We start from the raw sequence: 20,606 nt of genomic DNA, 5'->3' as shown, positions 1-20,606 counted from the left end.
CGTCAGCACCCTTTCGCCCCGGCTGCGAACCGTGTTCGTGCTGCGTCACCACGAGGGATTCAAGCTGAGGGAAATCGCAGGCATCATGGAATGCGCCGAAGGCACCGTGAAGAAATACCTATTCGACGCCACCAGGCGGATGCGCAGTCAACTCGAGGACATACGAACATGAAAGAAGACAAGGATCGATCTCACGCAAAGTGGGAGAAATGGCTGGAACTCTCCCAGTACGGTGAATTGTCCGATACGGATCAGCGAGCGCTGGACAGCCATCTCGAGGATTGCGACCAGTGCCGGGCGTACCAGGCGGAACTGGATCGATTCAGGATGATCATGGATCAGGCCGCACCTGCAAGGCCTGGAGAAACTGACCTGCTCGATGCCCGCGGCAGCCTGTGGTCCAACTTAACACTCGGTCGCGCTGAAAATCGATTTTCCAATGGATGGATGAGTCGATTTGTCGATGGCCTGCAAGGACTTACGACCAGTGTTCTTCCCCAATACCGAACGGTGTTTGGAGGTGCACTGCTGCTGGTGATCGGCCTGGCAGGCGGTTACTTCCTGGCTTTCCAGGGAGACCGGACGCTAGGATTTGCGGCGCCGGGCATGGGCCAGACGGACCTGTTGACCAACGACGACGTGGCCATATCCAATGTCCGGTTCGTGGATTCAGATGTGCCCGACGGCACGCTGGGACTCCGGTTCGAAGCCGTCCGCCCCGTACAGATCATAGGACCGATCGATGATCCGGAGATACAACGCGTACTCACCTTCGCCGTGCTGAATGAGCAGAATCCCGGGGTCAGGCTTCGGGCCGTGAACGCCGTGAGTGCTTCTGAACGCCTTCATTCGGATCACGAGATCAGGGACGCCCTGATCACGGCCCTGAAGACCGACTCGAACGCCGGCGTCCGCGGCGAGGCATTCAACGCGCTTGCCCGATATCCCTTCGACGAGGAAATCAGGGACGCCACGATCCACACGCTGGTATTCGATGAAAACCCGGCCCTGAGAATAAACGCGATCAACCGGCTGCAGGAGCAGGTGCCGGCCTCATTCGACGAACAGCTGGAAAGTGTACTCAGGACCAGGATGGTGCTGGACGAAAACGCTTACATCCGCACGAAGGCAAGGACCGTGCTGAGCAATCTGACCGCACCGTAAATGAATGCGGCCGACCAAGGAGAAGCGATCATGAAATTTACCATGAAATTAGGGATATGTACCTTCGGCGTCTTGCTGTTTGCGCAGCAAGCCCTGGCGCAGCAAGCCCTGGCGCTCGCGGAGGATCAGAACCGGGCTACGGGGAACCGGATGGAGACCTTCCAGGTGGAAAGTGACGGCCGGCTCGACCTGAACACCCGGGCGGGCGATATCACGATCTCCACGTGGAGTAAGAACGAAGCGGTCGTGAACGTTCAAGGCATCCCGTCAAGCGGCGCGGATGATCTGAGAATACGTTACGAAGGGGGCATACTGCGCGTCGATTACGACCCCAGGGGATGGTCGATGAATCGGAGAAGGGGCCTGCGTTTCAAAATCGATCTGCCGTCGGATTTCGACCTGGACCTGCGCACCGGCGGAGGTGACATCGAGGTTGTGGGCAACCTCGGTGGAGACGTGAGAAGCCATACTTCGGGCGGCGACGTGACGCTCCGGGATATCGGCGGTGACGTTGAGCTGACCACGTCCGGCGGCGACATCCGGGTGGGCACGGTTGGCGGCGACGTTCACCTGCAAACGTCGGGGGGCGATATCCGGGTCGAGAAGGCCTCGGCTGACCTGGACGTCCAAACCTCCGGCGGCGACATCCGGATCGGGCACGTCGGCAATACGCTGGAAGCCCAGACTTCCGGTGGGGACATCACCATAGAGTACGTAGGCGGAAAGGCCCGTATCACGACCTCCGGCGGCGATATCGAGATCGGCGAACTGTCGGGGAACGCCCGAATCACCACGGCCGGCGGCGATATCGAGCTTCGCGACGCAAAGGGTGAATTGCAGGTGAAAACCGCAGGGGGCGAGTTGGAGCTTCTGAACGTAACGGGATCGATCGACGCGCGTACCGCGGGCGGCGAGATCCTGGCTGAAATCACTCCAGATGGATCAAAGGGCAGCTCGCTTGTTTCGGCCGGCGGCGACATCGTACTCTACGTGGACCCGGAAGCGAAGGCGACCATCGAAGCGCGGATCCACGTTGACAAAAGACACAGTTTCGGTTTAGTACACCTGCGCACTCCTCAAGGTGAAGACGAAGCTATAGTTGTCGAAATGCCCGGTATACCGTCGATTAACCTGGATCAGTCTGATATAGAGATCGACGAGGAAAAGTTGCAGGAGATTATCGATAAGCTGACGCAAAGTGTGAACGAGGCCGTACAGTTGTCGGCCGAAGAGGCGCAACGGCTCCTGCAAGAGTTACAACGGGATCTGCAGACAGCACAGAGAGAATTACAGGCTGCTCAGAAGAAAAAGGTCGAATCGCAGAAGAAGATGATCCAGGTCCGCAACAGAGCCAGAGGCATCCTGCGATACAAGATTCGGTCCGATTTCGAAGAGGAGCGCTACGAGGAAGACGAGGAAAAAGGGGAGATTAGCGCTACGTACATGCTTAACGGTGGCGGCACCAGGATCTGGGTCGAGACCAGCGACAGCAACATTGAGATCTGTGAGCTGGATAGATAAGAAGTAGTTCGGCGTCCTGCCCGCTCACGCCGTCTCCCCAATCACCCGCTCCGCCGCGGCCACGCCTGAGCCGGACTCGAACGCATACCCGTGCTGGCCGAGCCCGTGCTCGAGGGCCGTAAGGGCGACGATCATGTCCGACGGGGCCACGTTGTAGCCCAGGTGGGCGATGCGTATGTACTTGCCCCTGTAGTGATCCATCCCGTTGGCGATGGTCACGCCGCACTCCTGCTTGATCGTCTTCAGCAAATCCGAACCGTCGATACCGGGCGGCATGACGACCGAGGTCAGCACGTTGGACGGCCTGCGCGCGAAGAGATCCAGGCCAAGGGCCCCGACACCCGCGCGGGTCACCAGGGCGTTCCGCTCGTGAATCCGGTAGATTTCCTCCAGGCCGAGTTCCGTCATCATCCTCAGCGACTCGGCCAGTCCCATGAGCAGCGATACGGCCGGCGTATAGGGCGTAAGTCCCTTCGCGAACGAATCCCTGGCCCGTTTCAGGTTCAGATAGTAGGAAGGCTGGCGGCTTTCTTCGATACGCTGCCACGCGCGCTCGCTGACGCTGATGAAGGCCAGTCCGGGCGGGATCATAAGCGCTTTCTGCGAACCCGTGAGGGCGATGTCGACGTGCCAGTCGTCCGTCCTTAGTTCATTGGCGCCCAGGCCGCTGATGGCATCCACGACCAGGTAGCAGCCGTGACCGCGGGCGACCCTGCCCAGGGCTTCGATGTCGTGGAGCACGCCCGTCGAGGTCTCGCTGTGGGTGGCCAGCACCGCTTCGAAGGGTCCCTGTTCCCCCAGGATACGGTCGACTTCATCGGGATCCGCGGCCTTACCCCACTCCACATCGAGCGTCAGGGCGTCGATGCCGTAGGTCGCGCACAGTTCGACCCACCTGCCGCCGAATTTACCGCCGCTGATCGCCAGCACCCGGTCACCCGGCGAAAGCAGGTTGACGACCGCGGCCTCCATGGCGCCGCTGCCGGATGCCGTGAGCACGAGCACGTCGTTCTCCGTCTGGAAAACGTGCTGAAGCCCTGAGGCGACTTGCCTGAGCAGGTCGCTGAATTCGGTGGAACGGTGGGTGAGGATCGGTGCCGACATCTTCCGGACGACCCGGTCGGGAACCGGCGTGGGTCCGGGGGCAAAGTTGGTAACCTTCACGCGATCTCCGTTAGCGCGCGGTCAACGCAAGGTGAGCACAGGCGCCGGTATGGGCGAGCACAGGAGCCGGGCCGGGTGAGCATTCCGGCCACGAAAGGCTAGAGCGCGGTCAGCGCGATACGGGCATCCCGGGCATAGGGCGTCGATTCGTAATTCTCAACCACCCGGTCGTACAGGGCCCGTGCCTGGTCCTTCTGGTCGGCGGCCCCGAAACATCGCGCGGCATCCAGGAGAAAACCGGGGGCCAGATAGCTATCCGGATCTTCGTCCGCCAGGGCGAGATACTGGTTGGCCGCCTCTTCGTACTTCTCTTCCTCTTCGTCACACGCGGCCAATCCCGAGCGGGCGGCCAGCCAGAAATGCGCGTCCTGACTTCCGTATTCGTCCAGGTAGGTCTGGTAGTAGGTGCGCGCCTTTTCGAAATCGCCGGTCTGAAAACAGGCATTAGCCAGCTCGATCGTCGCCTCGAGGGCTACTGAAGTGCCGCCGTATTCGGTCACGACCCGCTCGAATATGGGAATGGCATCTTCATAGCGGCTGTCCTGCATGGCCGTCTGACCCGGCGCGAATACCTGGCCCGCCTCCACCAGGTCGGCAGTCTGCATGTTGGTCCAGTAATACCAGCCGGCCACGCAGGCGATCACCAGGACGGCGGCCGCGGTGAGCGATTTCCAGTGCCTGTCGATCTCGCTGCTCATCTCGTACAGCCAGAGAATGAAACGGTCTTCTTTCATCTCACGACGGCTGATGCGCCGTCTCGTTCTTGCCATCGACCCGGTCCTCCAGGATATGGGTTGCGCAAAACTTCCGATTGAAATCCGGCGTAATCGTACTGGCTTTACGTCGTATTCCGCACCGGGTTTAAACGTCGAAATTCACACTCGATCAACGTCGAACAGACGGGGATTCCGACCCCGGTGCAAAGCCTAGAACATATAAGAGAATCGTGGCTTTTCGTCAAGGGGTTTCTATAGAGTTTTAACTTGACAACAGGCGCTCTTGGCGTATTTTACGAGGCACAAGTTGGGTTTTGAACACGACGAAATCCAGCCGGTTTCGTGAACGGTAGATCGCGTCCTGCGCGGGATATCCTCTTTTTATAAGGAGACGGTCGATGAAACTGTCGGGTGCTGAAATAGTCATAGAGTGTCTGAAGAAAGAGGGAGTCGATATCGTCTTCGGGTATCCCGGCGGCGTAGTGATCCCGACTTATGACGTCATTCAGCGCACCACCGACCTGAGGCACATCCTCGTACGCCACGAGCAAGGCGCGACTCACATGGCCGACGGCTATGCGCGGGCGACCGGCAAGCCCGGTGTGGTCCTCGTCTCCTCCGGCCCGGGCGCAACCAATACGGTCACCGGCATCGCGACCGCGTACATGGATTCGATCCCGATGATCGTGATCACGGGCCAGGTACCGGTGCACCTGATCGGAAACGACGCCTTTCAGGAATCGGATACCGTGGGCATCACGCGTCCGATCACGAAGCACAATTTCCTGATCAAGGAAACCGAAGATATCGCGCAGGTTTTCGCCGAGGCGTTCCATATCGCGACGACCGGCCGGCCCGGCCCCGTCCTGATCGACGTGCCCAAGGACGTCCAGATTGGGGAAGCGGAGTTCTCTTACCCGGAACGGCCGGACATCCGCGGGTACAAGCCCCGGACCGAGGGACATCCGAAGCAGATCCGCAAGGCGGCGGAAATGCTCACCTCGGCCAGGAAGCCGGTGATTTACGTAGGCGGCGGCGCGATCATCTCGGAGGCGTCGGAGGAAATCCGCACGCTGGCCCGCAAGCTCAACGCGCCGGTGACGACCACGCTGATGGGACTCGGCGCCTACCCGGAGAACGATCCCCTTTCGCTCAAGATGCTCGGCATGCACGGCACCTGGTACGCGAACACGGCCGTGATGATGTGCGACCTCCTGGTCTGCATCGGCGCCCGGTTCGACGACCGGGTGACCGGCAAGCTGGAGGAGTTTTCGCCCAATTCGAAGAAGATCCACATCGACATCGATCCGTCGTCCCTCAACAAGAACGTGCGGGTGGACCTCCCCATCGTGGGCGACGTGAAGCGGGTGCTGCAGCAGTTGGTTCCCCTGGTGGAGCGGGCCGATACGGCCGAATGGCTCCAGCAGATCGAGGAATGGAAGCGGGACCACCCGCTGACCTACGCCAACACGATAGGGCTCCACGAGGAAGGCCTGGAGGGTGTAGACCGGGAGACCGTCGAGAAGGATACGGATCAATTCCCGCTTTGCGCCCAGTACGCCATCGAGCGGATCGGGCAGCTCACGAAGGGCGAGGCTTACGTGGTCACCGACGTCGGCCAGCACCAGATGTGGGCGGCCCAGTGGTACGGCTTCTCGAACCCCCGGTCGATGATCACTTCCGGCGGGCTCGGCACCATGGGCTTCGGACTGCCTGCGGCGATCGGCGCCCAGTTCGCCTACCCGGACCGAGAGGTCATCGTGTTCTCGGGCGACGGCAGCATCCAGATGAACATTCAGGAAATGGCCACGGCCGTGGCCTGCGGCCTGCCCATCAAGATCGTGCTGCTGAACAACGGCTACCTCGGCATGGTGCGCCAGTGGCAGGAGCTGTTCTATGCGCAGCGTTACTCTGAAGTGGACCTGCGGGACTCCAACCCGGATTTCGTGAAACTGGCGGAGGCCTACGGCGCCGTGGGTATTCGAGTCTTCAAGGATGAAGAGGTGGAAGGCGCCTGGCTCGAGGCCAGCAAGGTCAAGGACCGCCCCGTGATGCTCGACATGGTGATCGCCGAAGAAGGCAACGTGTATCCCATGATCCCCGCGGGCGCGGCATCCCACGAAATGATCGAAGAATAAACACGTGAATTTGGCCGGGCGGGGTCCCGGCAGGAGTGGATTGAACCATGGCACGCCATACCATATCCATGGTGGTCGAGAACCGGTTCGGGGTCCTGGCCCGCATTTCCGGGCTGTTCAGCGGCCGGGGTTTCAACATCGACAGCATCGCCGTCGGCGAAGCCGCGGAGCCCGGCACGGCGCGCATGACCATCGTCACGCAGGGCGACGAGATGATCATCGAACAGATCATCAAGCAATTGAACCGCCTGGTGGACGTGATCCGGGTCGTGGATCTCACCGGAGAGAACTTCATCAACCGCGAACTCGCCCTCATCAAGGTGAACGCCAGCCAGGCCACGCGACAGGAACTCGTGCAGATCGCCGATATCTTCAAGGCGAAGATCGTCGACATCAACCAGAAGACGATCATGCTGGAAGCCACGGGCAACGAGGACAAGATCGACGCCATCATCACCATGGTGCGGCCCTTCGGCGTGCGGGAGATCGCCCGGACCGGCCGGGTGGCGCTGGCCCGCGAATCGACCAGCAAGGACACCCCGTCACCGGAAGCCCCGCAGCCCGTCTGGGAGCGGGAACGCAAGCAGATCACCGCCGACCTGGCCTGACCAAGCCGGGCCGCAGGTACGGCATGAAGGAGAACCAATGGCTCGACTGTATTACGATCAGGACGCCGACCTGGGCATACTGGACGGCAAGACTATCGCGGTTGTCGGTTACGGCAGCCAGGGACACGCCCACGCCCTCTCCCTGCGCGATTCCGGACTGGACGTCATCGTGGGACTGAGGAAGGGCGGCTCGTGGGACCAGGCCGTAGAGGACGGATTCGAGCCCCGTACCGTGGAGCAGGCGGCCGCCGAGGCCGACATCATCATGATGCTGGTCAACGACGAGCTTCAGTCCCGTCTTTTCAATGACTTCGTTGCGCCGAACCTGGCGGATGGCAACGCCCTGGCCTTTGCCCACGGGTTCAACATCCATTTCAACCAGGTCGTTCCGCCCGAGAACGTGGACGTCTTCATGGTCGCGCCCAAGGGACCGGGCCACCTCGTACGCCGGGTCTTCGAGGAAGGCGGCGGCGTGCCCTGCCTGCTGGCGGTCCACCAGGACCACACGGGCCGCGCCCGGGACATCGGCCTGGCCTATGCCAAGGGCATCGGCGGCACCCGGGGCGGGGTCATCGAGACGACCTTCCGCGAAGAAACCGAGACCGATCTCTTCGGCGAACAGTCCGTCCTCTGCGGCGGCACCTCCGAACTCGTCATGGCCGGTTTCGAGACGCTGGTCGAGGCGGGGTACCAGCCCGAGGTCGCCTACTTCGAGTGCCTGCACGAACTGAAGCTCATCGTGGACCTCATGTACGAAGGCGGTATCGAAGGCATGCGGTATTCCGTCAGCAACACGGCCGAATTCGGCGACCTGACCCGCGGCCCGCGGATCGTCAACGAGGAGACCCGCGCCGAAATGAAGCGCATTCTCTCCGAAATCCAGTCCGGCGCCTTCGCCCGCGAGTGGATGCTCGAGAACCAGGCCAACGCGCCCGTCATGAACGCCCTCCGGCGCAACGCATCGGAAAAGAAGATCGTGGAAGTCGGACGGCAACTGCGCAGCATGATGAGCTGGATCGAAGAGAAGAAGTAAAACGTCCCGACCGCCCGGTCGGCTGGCGCGAAAATCGGTTACGCAAAGAGACTGAACGGGAGCATGCGGCGATGCGAAAAGTGGACATCTTCGACACCACGCTGCGTGACGGGGAGCAGGTCCCCGGCGCCTCGCTGAACCGGGACGAGAAGATCCAGGTCGCGCACCAGCTTGCCGAGCTCGGCGTCGACGTGATCGAAGCCGGTTTCGCCGCGTCCTCGCCCGGCGACTTCGCCGCGGTCAAGAACATAGCCGAACAGGTCGAAGGCCCCGTGATTACGGCTCTCGCAAGGGCCGTGGAATCGGACATCGTGGCCGTGGCCGAGGCCGTCAAACCCGCGAAAAGACCCCGGATCCACATCGTCCTGGGCACGTCCGACACCCACCTGAAGCACAAGTTCCGCAAGTCCCGCCAGCAGATCATGGACATGGGCGTGCAGGCCGTCCTCTTCGCGAAGGAACTCTGCGAGGACATCGAGTATTCGACCGAGGACGCCTCCCGGAGCGATTTCGACTACCTGTGCGAGACCGTCGAGGCCGTCATCGACGCCGGCGCCACCGTGGTGAATATCCCCGATACGGTGGGATACGCCGTGCCGGAACAGTGGGGCAATCTGATCTCGCGGCTCATCGCGACCGTGCCGAACATCGAAAAGGCCAAGGTCAGCGTGCACTGCCACAACGACCTGGGCATGGCGACGGCCAATTCCCTGGCGGCCATCAAGGCCGGCGCGACCCAGGTCGAATGCACGGTGAACGGCGTGGGCGAGCGGGCGGGCAACGCTTCCCTGGAAGAGATCGTCATGGCGGTCAAGATGCGCGGGGATTTCTACGACGCGCGCACCGACATCGAGACCACGCAGATCTACTCCACGAGCCTGCTGGTGCGGGACCTGATGCACATGCCCGTACAGCGCAACAAGGCCATCGTGGGCAGCAACGCCTTCGCCCATTCATCGGGCATTCACCAGGACGGCTTCCTGAAGCACCGTGAGAACTACGAGATCATGAGCCCGTCGGACGTGGGCATCGAGAAGAGCGACATCGTGCTGACGGCTCGGTCCGGACGGCACGCCCTGCGGCACCGGCTCGAGCTACTGGGCTACACCTACGACGAGACCCAGAAGGAAGAGTTCGAAAAGGTGCACGTGCGCTTTCTGAACGTGGCGGACCGGCAGAAGGAAGTGGCGGACGAAGACCTCCACCGGATCGTATCCGACTCGCCGGTAGAAGTGCCCGAACAGTACCTGCTGGAAGATTTCAGGGTGACCTCCTCGCACTCCGGCCAGGCCGATGCGAGCGTTCGCCTCCACGTCAGCGGCGAGACCATCGAAGAGGCGGGCGTGGGCGACAACCAGATACTCGCCGCGCTGAACGCCGTCGACCGGATCACCAAGCTGCCCACCTACGTGAAGGATATCCAGACCTCGTCGAACGGCCGCGAAGGCGCTCACCACGTCCAGGTCAGCGTCGGTTTCCACGACCAGTCCTTCAACAGCCATGCCTCCGATACCGACGTCGTGAAAGCCAGCATCCAGGCCTACCTGCATTCCCTCAATCAACTCGTTGCGCGGCACGGCGGGCTGATCGTCGAGTAACCCAACCCCACATTTCAATAGCGGGAGGAACACTTGTATAATATCGCGGTCATTCCGGGCGACGGGACCGGCCCGGAGGTCGTGCGTGAGGGGCTGAAAGTGCTCAACGCGGCCTCGAAGAAGTTCTCATTCGACTATGAACTCACGGAATACGATTTCGGCGGTGAAAGATACCTGAGGACGGGAGAGATCCTGCCCCGGGAAGGCCTGCAGGAACTGGGCCACTACGACGCCATCTACCTCGGCGCCATCGGACATCCCGATTGCCCGCCGGGCCTGCTGGAAAAGGGCATCCTCCTGACCATCCGGTTCGAGCTGGACCTCTATATCAACCTGCGTCCCGTCAAGCTGTACCCGGGCGTAGACTGCCCGCTAAAGGACAAGGGTCCCGAGGATGTGGACTTCGTCGTGGTCCGGGAGAACACGGAGGACCTGTACGTGGGCGCCGGCGGCGTGTACAAGAAGGGCACGCCCGACGAGGTCGCGGTGCAGGAGTCCATCAATACCCGCAAGGGCGTGGAGCGATGCGTCCGCTTCGCCTTCGAGACGGCGAAGGCGCGCAACCAGCAGAACAAGGTGACGCTCTGCGCCAAGACCAACGTGCTCACCTACGCCCACGACCTCTGGGAGCGGACGTTCTACGAAGTCGCCGAGGAATATCCAGGCATCACGGCCGATTACGCCCACGTGGACGCGACCTGCATGTGGATGGTAAAGAACCCCGAGTGGTTCGACGTCATCGTCACGACCAACATGTTCGGCGACATCATCACCGACCTCGGTGCCATCATCCAGGGCGGCATGGGCATCGCCGCGGGGGGCAACATCAACCCCAAAGGCACCGCCATGTTCGAGCCCATCGGCGGTTCAGCACCGAAATACACGGACCAGAACGTCATCAATCCCATCGCGGCCATCGCCTCCTGCCAGATGATGCTGGCACAGTTGGGCGAAACACAGGCTGCCGACGCCGTGGAACGGGCCATCATCGACGTGGTAAGCAACAAGATGAAGAGCATGGACGCCGGCCGGATGGGATACAGCACCAGCGAAGTCGGCGACCTCGTGGCCGAGGCGCTGGGCTGAGGGCGTTGGGCTGAGCGGGGTTCTTTGAACGAGTAGAAAGAAGAAGCCCTCTGGCGGCCAGCCGGTCGACCGGAGGGTTTTTTATTTAATCACGCCGCCCTCGCGCCACCGCGCCAGGTCGTCCGATGACGCCTCGAGCAGCGTCTGAAGGACCTGATTGGTGTGTTCCCCCAGGGCGGGGGCGTGCCGGGTGACTTCGGGCGGGGTTTCCGACAGCTTGAGAGGCGAGCCGGCCACGCGCAGGGGCCCGGCGATGGGATGCAGGATCTTCACGATCATTTCGCGGGCCAGTACCTGGGGATCCTCCACGACCTGCTGCACGTTCTGGATGGGACCGCAGGGGATCTCGGCCGCGTCGAGACGCCGCAGCCAGTCCTCCGAAGTGCTTTCCCCAAATACATCGGTCAATATCTCGTGCAGTTCGCCGTGGTTCTCGGTGCGCAGGTTGTTGTCTCTGAACCGATCGTCGCCTGCCAGGTCCTCCCGCCCCATGACTTCGCACAGCCGGCTCCAGAGGACGTTGTTACCCGCCGCGATCATGATCCAGCCGTCCCTCGTCTCGACGGCCTGGAAGGGCGTGATGGACGGATGCCGGGCACCGAGCGGTTCCGGCACGGCGTCCGTCATGTCGTACCGGGCGATGGCATTCTCGAGAAGGGCGACCTGGCAGTCCATCATGCCAATGTCCACCATCTGCCCCCTGCCGGTCTGCGTACGGGTAAAAAGCGCCGTGAGGATACCGATACAGGCGTAGAGGGCGGCAGCAATATCGCCGATGGATACACCCACCCGGACGGGCGGACGGTCCGGTTCGCCGGTAATGCTGACGATGCCGCCCATGCCCTGGATGATCATGTCGTAGGCCCCGCGCCGGGCGTAGGGTCCGGTCTGCCCGAATCCCGAACAGGCCGCGTAGATAAGGCCGGGGAATCGTTCCTGCAGCGTTTCGTAATCCAGTCCGAGCTTCTTCATCACGCCCGGCCTGAAGTTCTCCACCAGGACGTCCGATTTGCGGATCAATTCGAGGAGCAGTTCGCGGCCGTCGGGATGCTTCAGATCGATCGCGATGCTCTGCTTGCCCCGGTTGACATTCTCGAAGTAGCCGCTCACGCCCTCTTTGAACGGGCCGAATCCCCGCGCTTCGTCCCCGCCGAAGGGCTCGACCTTGATGATATCGGCGCCCAGGTCGCCCAGGGTCATGGTCGTGAAGGGACCGGCGAGCACGCGGGTCAGGTCGATGACGCGAATGTCTTTGAGAGCGCCCATGGCTCAGTCCGGCAGGACCTGGCAACCTTCGTTGTCTATGGGGAGGATCCGGTATTGTCCGGTAACGCCGTGCCGGGCGTAGGCATCGACCATGGCGTCCCCGATCCCCTCATGGTTTTCCGAGGCCAGGGCAATGGCCGTGGGTCCGGCGCCGCTGAGGGCCGCGCCGTGGGCGCCGGCGTCCAGGGCGTCCCGGGTGACTTCCGCCAGTCCGGGAACCAGGTGTTGCCGGTAGGGCTGGTGCAGGCGGTCGGCCATGCCCTCCCGGAGCAGGGCGTAATTCCCCGACGCCATCCCGCCCACCAACAGGCCCACGCTGCAGAGGTTGTAGACCGCGTCCTCCATGGATACCGATTCCGGCAGTACGCCGCGGGCTACCTTCGTATCGAGGGTGAATTCTGGAATGGCCACGACGGCCTTGAGGTCGGAGGGCACGGAAAAGGTCTGGTATACGATCGTTCCCGCCCGCTCGCCACTTACGGAAAGACCGCCGAGCAGGGACGGTACGACATTGTCGGGATGCCCTTCCAGGTCGGAGGAGATGCGGAGGAGTTCAGGCGTGTCCAGCGGCCGCCCGGCGAGGGCATTGGCCGCGAGGGCATTGGCCGCCACGGCGCCCGCCACGATGGCGACCCCGCTGCTGCCCAGGCCCCGTGATACAGGAATGGCGTGGCGCATGCGCGCCTTGAGGCCGGCAGGATGCCAGTCCGCGGCATTGAAAACGGCCCGGGCGGAGACGATGCACAGGTTGCTTTCGTCAAGGGGCACCGCATCTGCCCCTTCACCCTCCACGACCACGTCCAGGCCCGATTCCGTTTCGGTAAACTCGATGGTGTTGTAGAGGCCGAGGGCCATTCCGGCGCAGTCGTAGCCGGAACCCAGGTTGCCCGTGGTCGCGGGAACGCGCACCCGCACGGAGGACATCAGCCGCGGTCCCGCAGACCGGCCGGACCATCCAGGCCATCTGGACCGATCTGGCCGCCCGGACCACCCATGCCGCCCGCGATGGCAGGCACGATGGAAACCCGGTCTCCGGCCTTGACCGCGGTGTCCGTACCGTCCAGAAACCGGATGTCTTCTTCGTTGATGTAGATGTTTATGAACCGCCGCACTTTTCCGGACTCGTCACAGAGGCGATCCTTTATGCCGGGGTAGGATGCCTCCATGTTTCCGATCAGCGATTCGACGGTTTCGCCGTCGATTTCGATCTCGGACCGGTTGTCGGTCAACTTGCGCAGCGGGGTTGGTATGCGAACGGTAACGGCCATCTAACGGATCCTCCTCTCAGTCGCTCTGTCCTTCAAAATACTCCCGGATGCTCAGGTATCTCTCTCCGGTATCGCACAGGATGGTTACGATTCGGCCTTCTCCCATGTCCTCCGCCAGCCTGAGGCCGGCGCAGACGTTGGCGCCTGCCGAGATGCCCACCAGGAGTCCTTCCTCCAGGCCCACACGACGGGCCGTCTGGTAGGCGTCCTCGTCATCGATCAACATCACGTCGTCAATGATCGACCGGTCCAGGATGTCGGGAACGAACCCGGCCCCGATGCCCTGGATGGCGTGCACCAGGCTTTCCACGGGCTTGCCCGATATCACGGGGGACAACGAGGGTTCCACCGCGATCACGCGGATGCGTTCGTCCTTCTCCTTCAAGAATTGCCCCACGCCGGTCAGCGTACCCCCGGTGCCCACGGCGGCCACGAAGGCGTCGATTTTACCGCCGGTCGCGTCCCAGATCTCCTCGGCCGTGGTCTTGCGGTGTATTTCCACGTTGGCAGGGTTCTTGAACTGCTGGGGCATGAAGTAGTCAGTATGTTCGGCGAGGATCTCCTCGGCCTTCTGCACGGCGCCGGCCATGCCCAGCATGCCCGGCGTCAGCACCAGCTCCGCGCCGTAGGAGGTCAGCAGCACGCGCCGCTCCGAACTCATGTTGTCCGGCATCACGAGGATGACCTTGTAGCCCCGGACCGCGGCCACCATGCTCAGGCCGAGTCCCGTGTTGCCGCTCGTCGGTTCCACGATGGTGCCGCCCGGCTTGAGCAGGCCGCGCTGCTCAGCGTCCAGGATCATGCTCAGGCCGACGCGGTCCTTGACGCTGCCGCCGGGGTTGTCCGATTCGAGCTTGGCGAGCAGGTCGACGCCGGACACCTGGTTGATCCGGTTCAGGCGAACCAGGGGGGTGTTGCCGATCAGGTCGAGCGCGCTGTCGTATATTCCGTTCCCGGACACCACGGGCTACCCTTAGATGTAGTACATGGACAGGCTCTTCTGCGCCTGCCTGGAAATGTCTTCGAACGTGATGCCGTCCATGATCTCGCCGAGTTTTTCCTGCACCCCCATCCAAACGTCCTTCAATACGTGCTGGCCGCTCAGCTGGTCCGTTATCTCGGCGTCTCCGGAAAGGCTCTCTACGGAGATCAGCGCGCCGTCCATGGCCCGGATCACGTCGCCCAGCGAAATCTCGCCCGGGGTCCTGGCCAGCGAGTAGCCGCCGGTCGCTCCGCGCTTGCTCCGGACCAGGCCCGCGCGCTGCAACTGCAGGAGAATCTGAACGAGGTATTTTTCGGGGATGGATTGGCGGACGGCGATGTCGCTGATATGGATGACTTCCGCCTTGTCGTGGTATCTTGTCAGTTCCAGCACAGCCCTGCACGCATACTCCGCCTTGGCCGATACACGCATGCGCCCTCCCTGGCCTCCGGGGTTTAGTTTACTAATTTAGTCAACATTATAAGAAGAGGGCGACACGGAGTCAAGAAAATATGGATCTGACCTGGGGATGAGACCTAAAGGGCAACGAACGTAAGGGAGCGCGACGTCAGTCGAATCGGCTGGTGTGGGTTTCCAGATACCTGTCTGGATCCAGCGGCTTCATGCGCAGGTCCCCGGGCGCCGCGCCGCCCAGGGCGTCATGAGGGGCGAGTCCGATCAGTTCGCTTTCCAGGACCTCGACTCCTTGGGCTTCTGCGAGGCGCGCGACAGCCTCGAAAGCCCGGGCCATGTCCGTCTGTTGGTAGTCGGTCAGGTTCATGGATACCTGGGCGAGGTGCCGACCGGGAAGCAGCAGTCCCAGCGCCCGCACCCCGGGCAGACCGCCGTTCTTCTCCCGGACCTCCTGCGCGATCGTCCGGGCGACACGCACGTCGTCGGTGTCCAGGTTCACATTGTAGGCGACAAGGATATCGCGGACGCCGACCGCTGTGGCGCCGGCGGTTGCATGAACCATGCCCGGTCCCGCGTCGGGCGCGAGGTCCGGTTCCTGCTGGTCGTGTTGGGCTAATTGGGCCTGTCGGGCTCGTTCCACCAGGCCTTCGAATCCTCCCCGGCGTATGTCCGGAAGCTCGCCGCGCCGCGCGTCAGGGGCGGCGTGACCGTAGAAATACACCGGAATCCCGAGGGATCGGCCGATCTCCCCGCCACAGTCCCGGGCGAGGGTTATGCTGTCGTCCATGCTGTAACTGGAAAGGGGTATGAAGGGGATAACGTCCGTGGCACCGATCCGGGGATGCGCACCCCGGTGGCGTCTCAGGTCGATGAGGTCCCGGGCCGTCCTGCATGCCTCGAAAGCGCCCCGGGCGACATCTTCGGGCGAACCCATGAACGTGATCACGGAGCGGTTGTGATCTCCGTCCATTTCCATGCCGGCCAGGTGGACCCCGTCGACGGCGGCGATGCTGGCGGCAACGGCCTCCACGATGCCCGTATCGCGCCCTTCGCTGAAATTGGGCACACACTCGACCAGGGCGCCCATCAGAGAATGCCGTACTTCTCGAAGGCGGCGGTAGCGGACATGCCGTTCTGCAGGGCCTGCTTGACCTTTTTTTCTTCGGCTGCTTTTTCGAACGCCGCTTTGAGTACTTTTTCTTCCACGGACCGCGGCACGATCACGACCCCGTCGAAGTCGCCGAATACCAGATCGCCCGGACATACCTTCACGCCGCCGCAGTCGATGGGCGTATTATAGGCGATTACGTCGCTCCTGCCCTTCGAATCATAGGGCGCGATGCCGCGGACGAACAGCGGAAAGCCCATGTCGGCGATGGCTTGCGAGTCCCGTGTAAACCCGTCGATCACGGCGCCCCGCGCCCCCCGGGCCTCCGCGGCGGTAGAGAGGAGCTCGCCCCAGAGACTGCTTCGCGTCGTACCGTTGGTCTGCGCCACGAGCACGTCCCCGGACTTCAGGGCGTCCACGGCTTCCAGTTCCAGCTTGTAGGGCTCGTCGGGAATGTCGTACACGTCGACGGACAGGACGGTCAGTGCCCGGCCCACCACGACCGCGTCCGGAAACAGGGGCCTGATGTCGTGCCGGAGGATCTGGTCGCGGTATCCGCAGGCGTCCAGGGCGTCCGCGATCACCGCCGAAAACAGCTTCTCCTTCATCTCTTCGTACATATCGCTGCCGATTTCTTTGCTCAATTTGGCGTTCTCCTTGGCGTTCTCCCCGCACCTGACGCCTCGCATCGTGCGTAAGTGCGCCGGCGCGTATTCTATTACAGATCTCTGGTGAAAGTCAGTACCACGTCGATTCGCCGGTTCCGTTCCCGGCCCCTGCGTGTATTGTTGCTGTCGATGGGTTGCGCGCTGCCCAGGCCGGAGGATGTCATACGCTCGGTTTCAACACCGGATCGGTCCGCCAGAAACTGCATGACCGCATCGGCGCGGGACTTTGAGAGGGTGATGTTCTTCTCCTCCGCGCCGGTGGCGTCGGTATGGCCCTCCACGGCAATGTGGGTCTGGGGATACAACAGGAGGAACTCCCCAAGTTTCTCGAGCAGCCCGCGTGCGCCTCCGGGTATTTCCGTTCTTCCCGCCCGGAAAGACAGCCCGATGAGCCGCAGCGTGAGCCGGTCGGCGTCTCGCACTACGATCGCTTCGCTGTCCGAAAATCGCTCCTGGGCCTGTGCGGCGGCATCCAGTTGGGACTTCTCGTACAGGTACTCCCTGAGTTCGCGGCGTTCCCGGTCAATCTCCTCTTTTCTCCGTTGCAGGTCCTGTTGATAGCTCTCCACCATGGACGACAGACGAATCTGCTGTTCCTCGATCGCCTGGTGCAGGGAATCGACCTCGGCCCTGAGTGCAGCGGCGTCCCCCTCTGCCCGCTGGAGCAGGAGGCCTAAGGAGTCCTGCCTGGCGGCGAACGTGCGCAGGCTCTCCGTCATAATCGCCTGCGGATCATCGGCCAGGAAATCGGCGGAGACCCCCGCCATGTCGGCGGCCTGCCGGACGAGATCCTCCTGTGTCAGCAACACCCGCTCCCAGTTCCCAGGATCGCTGCGGAGCGCATCGACTTGTGTCCCAATCTCGATAGCGCGCCGGACCGCGTAATCGGCGGCCTGGGCTTTGTTACGAAGCTCGGCAGACAGGGGTTCCCCACGATCCAGCGCACCGGTCACTTCGTCCACCAACCGGCGGGCCTGTGTGAAGGACGCCGGAGCCAACCGGTCCCAGTCCTGGTTCTCGGCTTCGGCCAGGCCGATTTGGGCAGATCCGATAAGCGACATCTCGATCACCGACGACCTTGCGTCATCGTAGAGCATGGCCGCTTCCTGTCCTTCTGCGAAGGCATCGGAGACCCGGTCGTCTTCCAGCCTCGAAATAGCCCGTTCGAGGCGTCTCTCGGCCGCCTCGAAGGCATCCGGAACCATAGCGGGGGCATTCGCCCGCCGGGCCGCCGCCCGTTTCTCCAGCGGTGACATCAGGATCTCGTTTACGCGTTCCAGCCGTTCCCGCGCCTCAGACACTGCGGCGTCGAACTCCGTATAGGACCGATCTATATCCCGAGTCGATTTGCCTTCCCTAATATCCCTGGTATATCGATCGTAGGCCTCCTGGACCCTGTTGTAGGTATCAGGGATCAGGAAACCGGCGTCGAGATCTGAAAGCTGATTCAGGGAGGCAGTAGCCACAGTGATCCGACCGGCCGCACTGGCTGGACTACTGCTCCCGGAGCCTTGCGCCCACATGGGAAGGGGCGTCGTCAGGAGTGAAGAAATACATAGGCAAAGGGAAACCAGGATACCGGCACGCATGAGGTCAACCTCCGCCTCTCAAAAAGGCCATGGTCAGCACGGTTTTGACATCGGGCAGGTGATCGTCGACCGTGACCTCAATCGCAGGGATCTCACCCAGCCTGGCCAGAGGATGGGTCTTCGTGGTGTGGTAGGCCAGGCTGATCTCCCCTGTTTCAGATGCGACATCGACCGCGAATACGACCTGATCATCGACCTCGCGGACGGACACGACGGGGATGTTCTCGTCCCGCAGCGCTCTTTTCAGGCCCCGGACGGCGTCTTCCAGCTTGAATCCGAAATAAGTATGGCAGGACACCGGCCCTAGGCCCCGCCGGCAATCGGCGGGAAGAAGCTGACCACCGCACCGTCCGTCAACGGGGAGTCTTCAGCCGAGTGTTTGCCGTCGATCAGAATCAGATGAATATGGCCATCGGGGATGTCAAGCTGTGCGATGATGTCGCTCGCCTTGGCCCCGTCGCCGAGTTCTATCGTCGCCGTTTTGTTTACCGCGTTCTCGGGCAGGTATTTTCTCAGTGTGGCAAAGAGCTTGACGGAAACGGTCATGAGGCATCCTCTCCAGTTCTGGTAATCGATAAATACCTGTTTTACAGATGGTTATGCGTTCACGGACTTACCCGTGCGTGGGTGAATCCTGACCGCTAATCTAACGGGAAAATCAGGGTTCAATCAAGGAGAAAATGGGGGTGGCGGGGAATAGGGACGTGGGTCGTCGGGGCAGTAAGTGTAGAACCAAGGCCGATCTTTACGAACAAGCAAGCTGTGAAATCGACTATTACTTCATACGACTGATAATCTTCCTCACTGGACCTCCGATTACAGCCAGATGTACGACGACGGTAACAACCAGAAGGGAGCCTAAAGTGTTTCAGAATGCGTATGGCCGGCTGGAGAACATAGTCATGCCGATTCTGACTGCTTGGCTGCAATCAGACGGAGGTGTGGCATGGAACATGGGAGCAGGTCTGATCGTGAACGAAGACGGTGATTTCATAACAGCAGCACATGTATTAACCTGCATTAGTCGACCCCCGGAAGCAGGAAATCCACCAAGTTCTTACACTACTAAATTCGGAACGACAGAGGCTGTATTCGATGGCGGGTACATACATGAAGAACTTGATTTTGGATGGGGGAAACTAAAAGGCTACACTCCTTCTCCAAACCACCAATATCCCGTTTTTAGGTCCGGGGAAGTATTACCTGGAGAACTCTTATGCCGAATTGGATATCCCTTCATTGAAGAAGGCTTCCAACCAAGGTGGAATAACCGGACGTTTGAGTTTTACAATATAGACAGTCTTCCACAGTTTATAAACGAGGCACTGGTTAGTCGTTTTGTCGACTTCCCTTATATGGCACGCGCTTGGATGGAAACCAGCTCGCCCGGTTTGGGAGGTCAGAGTGGCGGTCCTGTTGTGGATGAGTATGGCCTGGTCTGTGGGATTCAAGTCAATACTCGTAAATATCCCATTGCTACGGCTGAGCCGGATTGGTCATATTATGTAGGTAGAGCCGTTACGGTCATGGCAATCAGGGCTATTCTTGATCAACATAACGTTCCATACCTTTCAAGGTAATCGAGGAGAGTAGTATGAGCCTCAAAGATCAGGTTAAGCGAATACCGGCACCGAAAATCCAGGCACATATTAAGTTTATTAGGGATCCATCTAAACCCGATTGGAGCGGTCTCCCGGGTAAAACTCCAACTGATAAAACAGAACCTGGGCGGGCCTCAGACCCCAAGAGCCGCACAGGTAATATTCGTTCCTAGGCGTGGTTTACGCCCGGTCGCTACTCACACCCACCTGAACACCACCCCCAGCACCTCCCTGGGATCATCTGCAAGCATATCGTAGACAGATTGGCAATCAGAGGGGTCGGCTTCGTGAGTGATCAGGTCCTCGATCGGCAGTTTTCCTTCACCCATGAGCCGCAGGACCAGGTCGCGGTCCCTGCGCTTGCCCCAGGGATAGTACAGGTCGGCCTCGTCGGGCGTTTTAGGTTGGTGAGCGCCTAGAATCGTGACCTCGCGCAGATGGACCTCGTGTAAGAAGCTCACCTCCACCGATCCGCGCGGGGAACCGAGCGCGAGCAGACGTCCGCCGAGGCGTGGCAGGGTCAGCGCCATCGGATATACAGCGGGAATGCCGGTTGCTTCGATGACCAGGTCCGCACCGTCTGCCATGCAATGCCGGCGCACTGCTTCGGCCACATCGGGTTCTTTCTCCGGGTTGATACATACGTCGACCCCGCGTTCACGGGCTTTCTTAAGGCGAAAGT

At 61.4% G+C, this 20,606-nt stretch carries 22 protein-coding genes; 9 read left to right on the top strand and 13 right to left on the bottom strand.

Annotation, left to right across the window (positions count from 1 at the left end; all coding sequences use genetic code 11):
• The 3 genes from F4Z81_14935 to F4Z81_14925 form a co-directional block, all read left to right on the top strand.
• Positions 1-172 (top strand): sigma-70 family RNA polymerase sigma factor (locus F4Z81_14935; protein MXW06341.1); only part of this gene is annotated, 172 nt, incomplete at its 5' end.
• A complete protein-coding gene (locus F4Z81_14930) occupies positions 91-1,164 on the top strand; it encodes a hypothetical protein (protein MXW06340.1) in 1,074 nt (357 codons plus the stop codon). The genes F4Z81_14935 and F4Z81_14930, both read left to right, overlap by 82 nt.
• A complete protein-coding gene (locus tag F4Z81_14925; protein MXW06339.1) occupies positions 1,165-2,685 on the top strand; it encodes a DUF4097 family beta strand repeat protein in 1,521 nt (506 codons plus the stop codon).
• A 24-nt stretch (positions 2,686-2,709) separates the two neighbouring features.
• Here F4Z81_14925 and F4Z81_14920 read toward each other — a convergent pair whose 3' ends face one another.
• Positions 2,710-3,849 (bottom strand): alanine--glyoxylate aminotransferase family protein, encoded by a 1,140-nt coding sequence (locus F4Z81_14920; protein ID MXW06338.1) that lies wholly within the window; start codon positions 3,847-3,849, stop codon positions 2,710-2,712.
• Positions 3,850-3,947: 98 nt separating this feature from the next.
• The gene (locus tag F4Z81_14915; GenBank protein ID MXW06337.1) at positions 3,948-4,619 is read right to left on the bottom strand and encodes a tetratricopeptide repeat protein; all 672 of its coding nucleotides are present in this window, start codon (positions 4,617-4,619) and stop codon (positions 3,948-3,950) included.
• Positions 4,620-4,963: 344 nt separating this feature from the next.
• On the opposite strand from F4Z81_14915, the gene ilvB reads away from it, so the two are divergent.
• From ilvB to F4Z81_14890, 5 genes are all read left to right on the top strand, one after another.
• On the top strand, positions 4,964-6,703 hold the full coding sequence (gene ilvB / locus F4Z81_14910) for a biosynthetic-type acetolactate synthase large subunit (protein MXW06336.1): 1,740 nt from the start codon (positions 4,964-4,966) through the stop codon (positions 6,701-6,703).
• 47 nt (positions 6,704-6,750) lie between these two features.
• A complete protein-coding gene (gene ilvN, locus F4Z81_14905; protein MXW06335.1) occupies positions 6,751-7,311 on the top strand; it encodes an acetolactate synthase small subunit in 561 nt (186 codons plus the stop codon).
• 37 nt (positions 7,312-7,348) lie between these two features.
• Positions 7,349-8,344: a ketol-acid reductoisomerase gene (gene ilvC / locus F4Z81_14900; protein MXW06334.1), complete on the top strand. Its 996-nt coding sequence runs from the start codon at positions 7,349-7,351 to the stop codon at positions 8,342-8,344.
• A gap of 71 nt (positions 8,345-8,415) precedes the next feature.
• Positions 8,416-9,942, top strand: a complete 1,527-nt coding sequence (locus F4Z81_14895; GenBank protein MXW06333.1) for a 2-isopropylmalate synthase — start codon at positions 8,416-8,418, stop codon at positions 9,940-9,942.
• A gap of 33 nt (positions 9,943-9,975) precedes the next feature.
• Positions 9,976-11,028: a 3-isopropylmalate dehydrogenase gene (locus F4Z81_14890; GenBank protein ID MXW06332.1), complete on the top strand. Its 1,053-nt coding sequence runs from the start codon at positions 9,976-9,978 to the stop codon at positions 11,026-11,028.
• A gap of 81 nt (positions 11,029-11,109) precedes the next feature.
• Here F4Z81_14890 and F4Z81_14885 read toward each other — a convergent pair whose 3' ends face one another.
• The 10 genes from F4Z81_14885 to F4Z81_14840 all read right to left on the bottom strand — a co-directional run bounded on the left by F4Z81_14885 (position 11,110) and on the right by F4Z81_14840 (position 18,869).
• Positions 11,110-12,294, bottom strand: a complete 1,185-nt coding sequence (locus tag F4Z81_14885) for a CoA transferase (GenBank protein ID MXW06331.1) — start codon at positions 12,292-12,294, stop codon at positions 11,110-11,112.
• A 3-nt stretch (positions 12,295-12,297) separates the two neighbouring features.
• Positions 12,298-13,218 carry a homoserine kinase gene (locus F4Z81_14880; protein MXW06330.1) on the bottom strand — a complete coding sequence of 307 codons (921 nt, stop codon included), beginning with the start codon at positions 13,216-13,218 and terminating at the stop codon, positions 12,298-12,300.
• Positions 13,218-13,562, bottom strand: coding sequence for a MoaD/ThiS family protein (locus F4Z81_14875; protein MXW06329.1), 345 nt, complete (start codon positions 13,560-13,562; stop codon positions 13,218-13,220). Before F4Z81_14875 ends, F4Z81_14880 begins: the two co-directional genes overlap by 1 nt.
• Before the next feature lie 16 nt (positions 13,563-13,578).
• Entirely contained in the window at positions 13,579-14,523 is a 945-nt protein-coding gene (gene cysK / locus F4Z81_14870) for a cysteine synthase A (GenBank protein MXW06328.1), read from the bottom strand.
• Positions 14,524-14,535: 12 nt separating this feature from the next.
• The gene (locus F4Z81_14865; GenBank protein ID MXW06327.1) at positions 14,536-14,976 is read right to left on the bottom strand and encodes an Rrf2 family transcriptional regulator; all 441 of its coding nucleotides are present in this window, start codon (positions 14,974-14,976) and stop codon (positions 14,536-14,538) included.
• A 136-nt stretch (positions 14,977-15,112) separates the two neighbouring features.
• Positions 15,113-16,222, bottom strand: coding sequence for a glutamate formimidoyltransferase (gene ftcD / locus F4Z81_14860; protein MXW06326.1), 1,110 nt, complete (start codon positions 16,220-16,222; stop codon positions 15,113-15,115).
• The gene (locus tag F4Z81_14855) at positions 16,045-16,755 is read right to left on the bottom strand and encodes an RraA family protein (protein MXW06325.1); all 711 of its coding nucleotides are present in this window, start codon (positions 16,753-16,755) and stop codon (positions 16,045-16,047) included. Before F4Z81_14855 ends, ftcD begins: the two co-directional genes overlap by 178 nt.
• A gap of 29 nt (positions 16,756-16,784) precedes the next feature.
• A complete protein-coding gene (locus F4Z81_14850; GenBank protein MXW06324.1) occupies positions 16,785-18,323 on the bottom strand; it encodes an OmpA family protein in 1,539 nt (512 codons plus the stop codon).
• Between the two features lie 4 nt (positions 18,324-18,327).
• Entirely contained in the window at positions 18,328-18,621 is a 294-nt protein-coding gene (locus tag F4Z81_14845; GenBank protein MXW06323.1) for a hypothetical protein, read from the bottom strand.
• Between the two features lie 5 nt (positions 18,622-18,626).
• Positions 18,627-18,869: a MoaD/ThiS family protein gene (locus F4Z81_14840; protein MXW06322.1), complete on the bottom strand. Its 243-nt coding sequence runs from the start codon at positions 18,867-18,869 to the stop codon at positions 18,627-18,629.
• Between the two features lie 134 nt (positions 18,870-19,003).
• Here F4Z81_14840 and F4Z81_14835 point away from each other — a divergent pair, with 134 nt between their 5' ends.
• Complete coding sequence (locus F4Z81_14835; GenBank protein ID MXW06321.1) at positions 19,004-19,903, top strand: trypsin-like peptidase domain-containing protein; 900 nt, start codon at positions 19,004-19,006, stop codon at positions 19,901-19,903.
• Between the two features lie 218 nt (positions 19,904-20,121).
• Here F4Z81_14835 and F4Z81_14830 read toward each other — a convergent pair.
• A partial coding sequence (locus F4Z81_14830; GenBank protein ID MXW06320.1) for a zinc-binding dehydrogenase occupies positions 20,122-20,606 on the bottom strand: 485 nt, incomplete at its 5' end.

The sequence above is a fragment of the Gemmatimonadota bacterium genome, from assembly GCA_009835325.1.
Classification (GTDB): Bacteria; JAAXHH01; JAAXHH01; order JAAXHH01; family JAAXHH01; genus JAAXHH01.
This window is presented reverse-complemented; position numbering and strand designations above follow the sequence as displayed.

Coding starts and splice junctions, on each gene's coding strand:
- F4Z81_14930 (MXW06340.1), top strand. CDS start 91: ATGCGCCGAAGGCACCGTGAAGAAATACCTATTCGACGCCACCAGGCG.
- F4Z81_14925 (MXW06339.1), top strand. CDS start 1,165: ATGAATGCGGCCGACCAAGGAGAAGCGATCATGAAATTTACCATGAAA.
- F4Z81_14915 (MXW06337.1), bottom strand. CDS start 4,619: ATGGCAAGAACGAGACGGCGCATCAGCCGTCGTGAGATGAAAGAAGAC.
- ilvB (MXW06336.1), top strand. CDS start 4,964: ATGAAACTGTCGGGTGCTGAAATAGTCATAGAGTGTCTGAAGAAAGAG.
- ilvN (MXW06335.1), top strand. CDS start 6,751: ATGGCACGCCATACCATATCCATGGTGGTCGAGAACCGGTTCGGGGTC.
- ilvC (MXW06334.1), top strand. CDS start 7,349: ATGGCTCGACTGTATTACGATCAGGACGCCGACCTGGGCATACTGGAC.
- F4Z81_14895 (MXW06333.1), top strand. CDS start 8,416: ATGCGAAAAGTGGACATCTTCGACACCACGCTGCGTGACGGGGAGCAG.
- F4Z81_14885 (MXW06331.1), bottom strand. CDS start 12,294: ATGGGCGCTCTCAAAGACATTCGCGTCATCGACCTGACCCGCGTGCTC.
- F4Z81_14880 (MXW06330.1), bottom strand. CDS start 13,218: ATGTCCTCCGTGCGGGTGCGCGTTCCCGCGACCACGGGCAACCTGGGT.
- F4Z81_14875 (MXW06329.1), bottom strand. CDS start 13,562: ATGGCCGTTACCGTTCGCATACCAACCCCGCTGCGCAAGTTGACCGAC.
- F4Z81_14865 (MXW06327.1), bottom strand. CDS start 14,976: ATGCGTGTATCGGCCAAGGCGGAGTATGCGTGCAGGGCTGTGCTGGAA.
- ftcD (MXW06326.1), bottom strand. CDS start 16,222: ATGTCCGGGCGATCTGGTATTCGGCGACTTCGACGGGGTCGTGATCGT.
- F4Z81_14855 (MXW06325.1), bottom strand. CDS start 16,755: ATGCGAGGCGTCAGGTGCGGGGAGAACGCCAAGGAGAACGCCAAATTG.
- F4Z81_14850 (MXW06324.1), bottom strand. CDS start 18,323: ATGCGTGCCGGTATCCTGGTTTCCCTTTGCCTATGTATTTCTTCACTC.
- F4Z81_14840 (MXW06322.1), bottom strand. CDS start 18,869: ATGACCGTTTCCGTCAAGCTCTTTGCCACACTGAGAAAATACCTGCCC.
- F4Z81_14835 (MXW06321.1), top strand. CDS start 19,004: ATGGGGGTGGCGGGGAATAGGGACGTGGGTCGTCGGGGCAGTAAGTGT.